The sequence below is a fragment of the Mycoplasma sp. 1781 genome (genome assembly GCF_053851675.1).
In genome coordinates this window covers 1-9,375 of record NZ_JBSQBC010000020.1, presented here as the reverse complement: position 1 = coordinate 9,375, position 9,375 = coordinate 1, and the positions used below count along the sequence as shown (strand labels likewise).

Genomic DNA, 9,375 nt, shown 5'->3' with positions numbered 1-9,375 from the left:
GTTGCTGATTTATAACGCAAATTTAAAACTTTATCAATCATTTTTTTGTAGTAACATACATTAATAACTGATTTGGGATATAAATCATAAAAAAAGGTAAATCAGTCTTTTGATCTAAACAATAAGATAAGTTTATTTGTAGCAGTCCTTCATCAATATTTGGCTTTTTTATATTCAGCATATTTCATGTTTTTTGAGCTTATATTAAAGTTCGTTGAATCGACAGATAAATATGCGTGATCTGAATTATTCTAAATATGTTCTTGATTGTTTTGATCATCTATAATTAAATTCAAGTATTTTTTTGTTGTTATATCTTTGTGCAAAAGCATTGATATCGTTGAGCTTGAAGGAATTGAAAACAAACCAGAAAAATTTTTATATGCTCACTTTTCAAATAATTGCGAAACCATAGATTCTTCATCAATATAATAAGATGCCAATGCCTTTATTAATTCGCTTTTTTGTTAAAAATATTTTTCAATTGTTCATCTATATAAAACTTTAAAAATTTTAGTTATTGCCAAATATTGCCCGATAGGAACAACGGATGATATTTTTTATCATCTTATATTATTGTTATTTTTGCGCCGGGAAAATTAAAAATACTTATCATTTGATACTAAAAAATTGTCATTTTTTTAAATCTATTTTACCAATATTAACTCTCTTGTTGATATTATATTTTTTATTTTTTTATATTTGGTTCCCGCAACATAATATACATATTTATTATCATCTTTTCTAATGATTTTGACATTTTTAGGCATTTGAACTTTTTGGACTTTTAGTATAATTTCTACCTTATTTTTCTTTAGTGTATTTATAACTAAATTATTATATATTTGAGGTTAAAAAAGTAAAAAATGCTGATTCTTTTAATAAATCAGCATTTTCCCCTTATTTTATTTTTAGTTATAAAAACCAGTAAAAGTTTAAGATTTAAAATATTTATACAAGAGAATATACATAAAAATTTCTACATTACTTTGATATTTTTTATCTTCAAATATAAGGTTTAGCATTTTTTGGATAGCCATCGTTATCTAATTCACCAGGGCCAATTAGACTACTATTGTAAAATCTATCTTTGAATTTTTTCCATTCTTCTAAAAATGCTTTATCTGTTGAGTCTGTATTTAAAGCTATTTTATCTAATAATTCATATTTTTCCTCTTGACTAATCAAGCTTTCTGGAGCGTCGGCTATTTTTTTTGCTCATCAGTTTAAGAAACTAATTTGTGACGTTTTTTTTCATCATTCAGAAACATCGTATGTACCGAATAATTGTTTATTTGATTCTAAAATAATTTTACCCTTATCTTCTGCATTTATAACACCTTCAAAATTAGTTTTTAATTGCTCTAGACTATATCGTGTCGAATCGTCAACTATTCCAGCATCTTTTACTCTAGCTATTAATTTTAGAAACTCATAGTTTAATTTAACATTTCTTCTATATTTGTAGTAGACATTAAATAACGCTTGATTTTCGATCTTGATAGCATGTATTCTATCAATATTTTGTTTTTCAAATTCGTATATTATATATGTTCATGAACTTTGAGGAATTGTAACATTATATGGACCCGCATCGGCCGGGTGTTTTTTGTAATTTGAATCAACTCTTTTTTTAAAGAATGGCAACCATTTTTTACCTTCTTTAGATTCATATTTAGCTATGAATTTTTCTACCTTGATTTTTATAGATTTATATTTTTCGATTGTATCAGCAGATCTGATTTCTGAATCCAAAGCATAATATTCTCTAGTGTACTGTTCAGTTAATGTTCCAGAAGCATCCATTGCCTTGTTATTTACAGTAATAGACAATGATTGATTTAATGATAATTTCATAGCGCTATTTTCTCTATCATCATTGCCATGTGACTCTAGTCTGGTTTTCTTTAAATCATCTAACTCTGCATTTCTTTGCTGCATTATTTTAGTATTTATTGTATTTAGCTCATCATTAGATGAAGCGTTAGTTATCAGCTTATAAAGATCTTTTAGATTATATTTTGTCACTTCGCTAGCTTCGGGTCTAAATTCACTGGGTAATCCACCTCTATTATTAGACAAATCAAATAGTGCTAATTTGTCAACCTCTTTTCTTAATTCTATTTTTCTAGAAATAATTTTAATTTCTGATTCGATAGCCGAAAATTCTGGTTTAGTTTTTGATAATTCTACCTTATCTAAAAGATTCTTTTTATCAGGAGAATTAGGTAATTTGTTAATTTGTTTGATTAATTCTTGTTTTTTTGCTTGAATTTCAGCTTTTTGTTTTATCTCCTTATCCTTTTGCTTTTCTGCTTCAGCTTTAATAGTTTTAAGGTTTTCAATACTATTTGTTGGATTATCTAGTCTATCTTGCAATTTCTTCTTTTCTTTTGGATCAGAAACTTGTGAAATTGCTTGCTGAGCTAAACGTTTCTTATTTTCATATTCTTGTTTATATAATCTAATTTTTTGTAATAGTGCGGAAATTTTAGTATGACCAGTCTTAGAAAATTCTGTTAAGAATTCACTTTTCTTTGCTTCTGGTTTAATGTCATTTATTTCATTTTTTAATGTGTCAATATTTGTTTTTAGCGTATTTAAAGTCGTTTCGACAGAATTTTTATTTGAATAATCAATTTTGGATGTTAGAGCTTGCTTAATTTTTTCTTTTGTATTTAATGAATCAATTCTTAATTGCGATGTATTTTCTGGATATGCTAATTTATCAATAAATAAGTTGAAGTTTTGTCTTGTAGCATTTGTAACAAGTGTTTTAATGTTATTGATTGATGTGGATAGTTGTGTATGGGTACTAGGAACTTGCGTGTTATCGATAATTCTCTTTATATTATTTCTTTCATTTTCAGGAATATTGCTTAAAGTGTCAATTTTTCCTTTTGAAATACGCTTATAGTTTTTAATTATTTCATCTTTTAAATCATTTTCATTATAAACCTTGTTATCCGTTATTGTGGTAGGAACAGTTTGGTTTAATCTTGCTATTAAATTATTTTTATCTGCCCCGTTATCAAATGAACTATTAATTACATTTTTGTATGTCCCAATCTTATTTGCTCAACCATCAGGCAACGCGTTGTTAGCTTGGTCTATATTTTGTGCTGAATTTAGCTTTTGTTTTATTTTTTGAACTGCTTGTGCGTTATTTTGTGAATATTTCAGATTTTCTCCATTTGCATTTAATTGATCTTTCTTTGTTTGCATATGGCGACTAAAATTAGTTATTTCAGTTTGTTTTTGGTTTAAGCTTTGCATATCATTTAATTTATTAACAGCACTTTTTAGAGCATTTTTAGCTTGGGCTGCTTCATTTGAATTTGGTTGAGGATAAGGAATTTGGTCAATTAATTTATTAATTTCCTTTTTCTTATTAGCAATGCTTGTATCGCTATCTTGTTTTGTTTTCTTTTGTTTAGCCTTATTTAATTCATTTTCTAGAATTCTAGATATTTCTTCTAATTGAGCTTTTGTTCTTGTTGTTAGATGAGGTTTATTTTGCGAATTGTATGTATTCAGAATATTTTGCAGTTCTTTCTTAATTGTGTTGTATTCTTTTTTATTTAAGTTTGAGGTTATATAAGTTTTAATTAAATCTGCTTTTTGTTGCACTTGTGTTCTTAATTTTTGTTTTTGGGTATTAATAGCATTAAGAGCATTTTTGGCAACATCCTCAGCCGCCGTTAAACTTCTATTAGCATTGATAATTTGAGCATCAGTTAGTTTAGTAGTTTTATTAGCTGCTGGTTGTGCTGAACTAATCGCATTTGTAAGCACATCTGTTGAACTTTTTAATGCTGGTTCCTTAGCCATCTCGGTTTTTGTAGCATTTGCTTTGGTAAGACTCGCTTCTAATTTAGCAATTTCAGCATCAGTTTTCTTATTTGCGGCTACTCTTTGTGTTTCGGCGTTTGTTGTTGCCTGTTCTAAGGCTTTAGTCTTATCTGAAATGCTTTTAATTGGGTCAATATTTTCTTTGGATTTATTTGTATTAATTTTTTGTTGCAATTGACTAATTATGGTGACTAAATTTGCGCGGTTTGGATCTTGTTTTAATGAATTTAATTTTGCTTTTGCATTTCTGAGTTTTTGGTCATGTTGAGCTTGCGCAGCATGAAGTTTATCATTAAAATCATTTATTGCACGGTTTGCTTCATTTTTTAAGTTATCAATTACTTGTTTTTGCTGAATATATTTACTTTGATCATTATCATTAATAATTCTTTCTGCTTCTTTAATAGCTTCTTCTAAGCGCTTTTTAAGTTTTACCATTTCAGGGTCACGAGTAATAATACGCTTTGCAACACCATTTATTTGATTTTTAGCATTTATTAGATTTTGTCTATTTCTTGCTACAATCTGGGTATCTTTTTGAGTTTTATCACTTTTGGCTTTTTCAAGTGCATCATGAAGTTTTGACTTAAGTTGTTCTAAATCGCGTTTTGTTTTAGAATTAATATTTGCTTTATCATTCTTATTATAATCATTTAAAACTCGTTCTAATTCAGTCTTAATTTGATTATAATCACTATTATTAGATAAATTTTGGGTTATATATTGTTGAACATTATTAGCGTTTGTCTGAATTTCACTTATCAATTTTGATTTTTGAACATTGATATTATCAAGTGCAGCTTTTGCAACTTTTTCAGCATTAGCAAGTACCTTATTAGCTTCTTTTATTTGAACATCAGTTGCATTTTTACTTGCATTTTTAATACCATTAGCTGTATTGATTGCTTGTTGCAAGGTTTGTTTTTGACTATTTAATTCTGGCTCATTATCCATTATGGTTTTAGTTTCATTAGCCTTCTGGATTGTTTTTTCAAACTCAGCAAGTTCGTTATTGGTTTTTTGATTTGCAGTGGTTTTTTCTGTTTCGGCAGTTTGAATAGCATTTTGCAATGTTTTTGTTTTATTGTCTATATTTACAATGCTGTCATTATCATTAATGCTTTTATTGTTATCAATAACTGATTGCAATTTACTAATTACATTAGTTAAGTTTACAGAGTTCTTGTCCTGATTTAATTGGCTTATTTTAGCTTCTGCTTCTTTAACTTTTTTATTATGCTCAGTTTTTGCACGTTGCAATTTAGCTTCAAATTGCTTCTTCTTTTGTTCAGCTTCAGTTTTTAGATCTTCTAATTTTTGTTTTTGAGTAACATAATTACTTGCTTGATTATTATCAAGAATTGTTTTTGTTTCTTTTATTGCATCATCAAGTTTTGTTTTAAGTGTTGTCATTTCATTATCATGACTAGTAATTGAATTTGAAATATTTTGCAATGTATCTCTTGCTTGTGCAAGTGATTGTTTATTAGCTTCTTTGATATCATTATCTTTTTTATTTTTATTTTGTTGTGCTTCAGTTAGTGCATCATTCAATTCCTTTGATATATTTTCAAGTTCATTTTTAGATTTTGAATCTAGCACATTTTTATCTTTGTATTTATTATGAGTTGCATCTAATTTATCTTTGATTTGTTTGTATTCATGACGGTTTTTTAATGTATTTAAAAAGTTTGAAACTTCATCTATTTTTTGAGAAATTTGGTTTCTTAAGATAGTTTTTTCAGTATTTATATTTTTGAGAGCTTCTTTTGCTACATTGTCAGCCTGAGTTAAAGTCTGAAGTGCGCTTTCTATTTGCGCATCTAATAATTTTGGATTTTTATCTTTTGCTTGTTGGGCAACTCTTATAGCTTCACCTAATGTATCTTTAGCACTATTTAGTGCAGATTCATTTGCCATCATATCTTTTGTTTTATTTGCGGCAGTTATTGCATCATTTAATTTATTTAAAGCTGCTTGTGTCTTTTGACCTGCTGCATTTTTGGCTTGATCTGCTGCCTGTATCGCATTTTGCAATGAATCTTTTTTGTTGTTAATATCCTGAATTGAATCATTAATATTAGCGTTTTGATTATTGTTAATTTGTTGTTGTAGGTTATTAATTACATCAGTTAGGTTTGCTACATTTAAATCACTTCTTAGATTATTTAATTTTTCTTGAGCTTCTTTTAATTTTTGGTCATAGTCAGCTTTTGCTTGTTTTGCTATGGCATCAAATGATGTTTTTTCTTTTTCAGATTTTTCTTTTAAATCATCAAGTTTCTTCTTTTGTTCAACAAATTTATCTGTTTGATCTTTGGAAATTGTACTTTCAGCTTCATTAATTGCGTCGTTTATTTTTTTCTTGAGGTCTAACATTTTTTTATCATTGCTTGTTATTGAATTGACAAATGCCTTTAAATTATCTTTTGTGGTTGTTAATTGTTGTTTATTAAGAGCATTTATGTCATTATCTTTTTTAGCTTTGTCTACCTTAGCATCGGATAATTTTTTATTTAGATCCTCTAATATTTTATCTAATTCAGCTTTTGTTTTAGAACCAAGATTATTCTTATTATTTCTATTGAAATTATCTAATTCTGTAGTTAATTTATTTTTAATATCATCATATTGATTTCCATTTAGGTTATTTTTGTAATCCTCAATTTCCTTGGCTTTTTGGTTTATTTGCATCTTGATTGAGGCTTTTTGGCTATTTATGTTTGTTATAGCTTGTTCTGCTGCTGTTTTTGCTTTTAATAAGGTTTTATTTGCATTTTCTATATCTTTATCAGCTAGTTTTTTAGGTGTGTGATTTTTTATACCCTCAGCTGTTTTTATTGCTTCACTTAATTTATTTTTGGTATCCGATAATAAAGGTTCAGAATTCATTGAAGTTAGCGTAGTTTTTGATGCATTAATTGTATTTCCTAATTTTGCTAAATTTGCTTCAGTTTTCTGATTTGCAACAGCTTTTTCTCTTTCAGCTGTTTTTATTGCTTGGTCTAAATTATCCTTTTTAGTAGTAAATGATGAAATTGGGTCTCTGTCTTGGGCATTGTTATTTTGATTTATTGTGTTTTGCAAATTTTGAATTACAGTATTTAGATTTGCTGAGTTTGAATCATTTTGTAATTCAGATACTTTATTATTGGCTTCTTGTAGCTTGTGTCTATATGCGTCTCTTTCGGCATTTAATTCTTTAGTAAAGTCACTTATCTTTTTATCTGCTTCAGTTTTTAAACTTTCGATTTTTGAAATTTGCGATACATATTTATTAAATTCGTTTTTGCTAATTATACCCTCAGTCTCAGTGACAGCTGTATTAATTTCTTGTTTTAGTTTTGTCATTTCAGGATCACGACTTGTGATGCTATTACCAACGCTTTTAAGGGCTTCTTTTATTTTTGTTAGCTTTTGCTTATTTTGTTCTCTAATTTCTAAGTCTTTTTGTTGTTTTTTATTCTTAATGTCTTGTAGTTGTGAATCTAATTTAGATAGTAAATCAGCAAGTTGTTGTTTTGTCTTATTTGATAAGCTATTTTTTTCATTATTTACATAATCATTTAAGTGTTCTTCTAATTCGCTTTTTATATTTGCAAAATCAGTTCCTACTAAATCGGTATTTATATAATCACGAATTTCTGTTTCTTTTTGATTAATTTGATTTTTAATTTGGTCTTTTTGATCATTTATCTTTTTAATTTCTTGTTTGGCAATATTTTCTGCTTGTAGTAATGTTTTTTTAGCTTCATCGATTTCGTTATTTGCTAATTTTGGAGTTTGATTTTTTGCTGTTTGTGCTATTGCGATTGCTTGCTCTAAGTTAGTTTGGGCACTACTTAATAATGGCTCAGAAGTCATTGAGTCTTTTGTAGCACTAACATCTGTTATTGCTTTTTGTAGTTGCGCTAAATGCTCGTTAGTTTTTTGTGCCTCAGCATTTTTTTTGTTTTCTGCAGTTTCTATTGCTTTTTGTAATTGATCTTTTTTATTATTAATTTCTGATAGTGGTAGATTATCATCGATTGTTTGATTATCTGCAATTGCTTGTTGCAGTTCTTGAATAACATTATTTAAATTAGCTGCATTTTCATCTGCTTGAAGCTGTGAGATTTTTTCTCTTACTTCAAGAATTTTTTGCGCATGAGCTTCTTTGGTGTTTTGTAATTCCTTAGCAAATTCTGTTTTTGTGGTTTCTGCTTTTTTACTTAGGTTTTCTAGTTTTTCTTTTTGACTAACGTATTTATCTGATTCTTCATTTGTAATGATTGCTTCTGATTCGCTGATTGCTTGGTTAAGTTCGTCTCTTAAAGCAGTCATTTTTGGATCTTTGCTTGTTATTGAATTTGAAACATTTGCTAATGCTTCTTTTGCTTCTGCTAGAGCTTGCTTATTTTTAGCTCTTATTTCTGCATCTTTTTCGTCCTTCTTTTGTTTAGCAGAATCAAGATGCATATTCATTTGTGTTACTAAATCATCTAGTTGCTGTCTAGTTTTTTGCCCTAGAAGATTTTTATCATTTGCCTCATAAGATTTTAAAAAGGCATCTAGATCATTTTTGATAGCTTCATATTCAGGTTTCATTAAAATATCGTTAATATAATTTTGAATTTCAACTTCTTTTTGAGCAATATTTGTTCTGATACCATCTTTTTGTTTATTTGCTTTATTGATGGCATCATTTGCTACATCCTCTGCTTGCTTTAGTGTATCTTGAGCTTGTTTTATAGCGTTATTAGTTAACTTCGGACTTTGCATATGTGAAGTTCTAGCAACTTCAATTGCTTTTTCTAACACTGTTTTTTGTGTATCTAAATCTGGTTCTTGCTCCATTTTGTTTTTAATTTGTTCAGCATTTTCGATTTCTTGATTTAGTTTGTCAAGAGCAGCTTGTGTAATAGCATCAGCTTTTTCTTTTTCTGTATTATAAAAACTTGCTAAACCATTAAGTTCAGCTGTTGCAGCATCAATATTTTTTAAAGGACCGTTTTCATCAATAACATCATTTTGACTAATCTTTTCTTTGATTTTAGTAATGATGTCAGCATAGTTAGCGCTATTAGGATCACTTTTTGCTTGTTCTAGAACGCTATTAGCACTTTCTTTAGCCTGGTTAAATCTACTTTTTGCTTCTGTTAATTTTTGTTCAAAATCAATAATTTGTTGTTCTGCGCTTTGCTTTAGATTATCAATAGTTTGTTTTTCTTGAGTATATTTATCCGTTTGTTCTTTTGCGATTATTTCACGTGCTTTTTGGATTTTAACATCTAAGTTGTGCTTTAGTTGCATCATTTCGTCATCATTACTTTTGATGCTATCTTTTATAGCCTCAAGTTGGTTTGTTGATAATGAAAGCTGTTCTTTATTTTGTGTATTTGAAAGCAACTGTTTTGCATTATCTAGTGCGCTTGTGATATTAGATAATTTTTGTTGTAATTCTTGGATAGTATTGTTATAGCTTGGATAATTATTGTCTTTGACTAATTTTAGCGATTCTAATAATGGGGTTGTTATTTGAGG

The 9,375-nt window shown here is 28.0% G+C and carries 3 protein-coding genes; all 3 read right to left on the bottom strand.

Features of this window, described 5'->3' with window-relative positions; genetic code table 4:
• A partial coding sequence (locus ACWXVP_RS03085; protein ID WP_456013025.1) for a hypothetical protein occupies positions 1–188 on the bottom strand: 188 nt, incomplete at its 3' end.
• Positions 189–251: 63 nt separating this feature from the next.
• Positions 252–443 (bottom strand): hypothetical protein, encoded by a 192-nt coding sequence (locus tag ACWXVP_RS03080; protein WP_456013023.1) that lies wholly within the window; start codon positions 441–443, stop codon positions 252–254.
• Between the two features lie 556 nt (positions 444–999).
• The coding region (locus tag ACWXVP_RS03075; protein WP_456013021.1) for a hypothetical protein at positions 1,000–9,375 on the bottom strand (8,376 nt) is incomplete at its 5' end.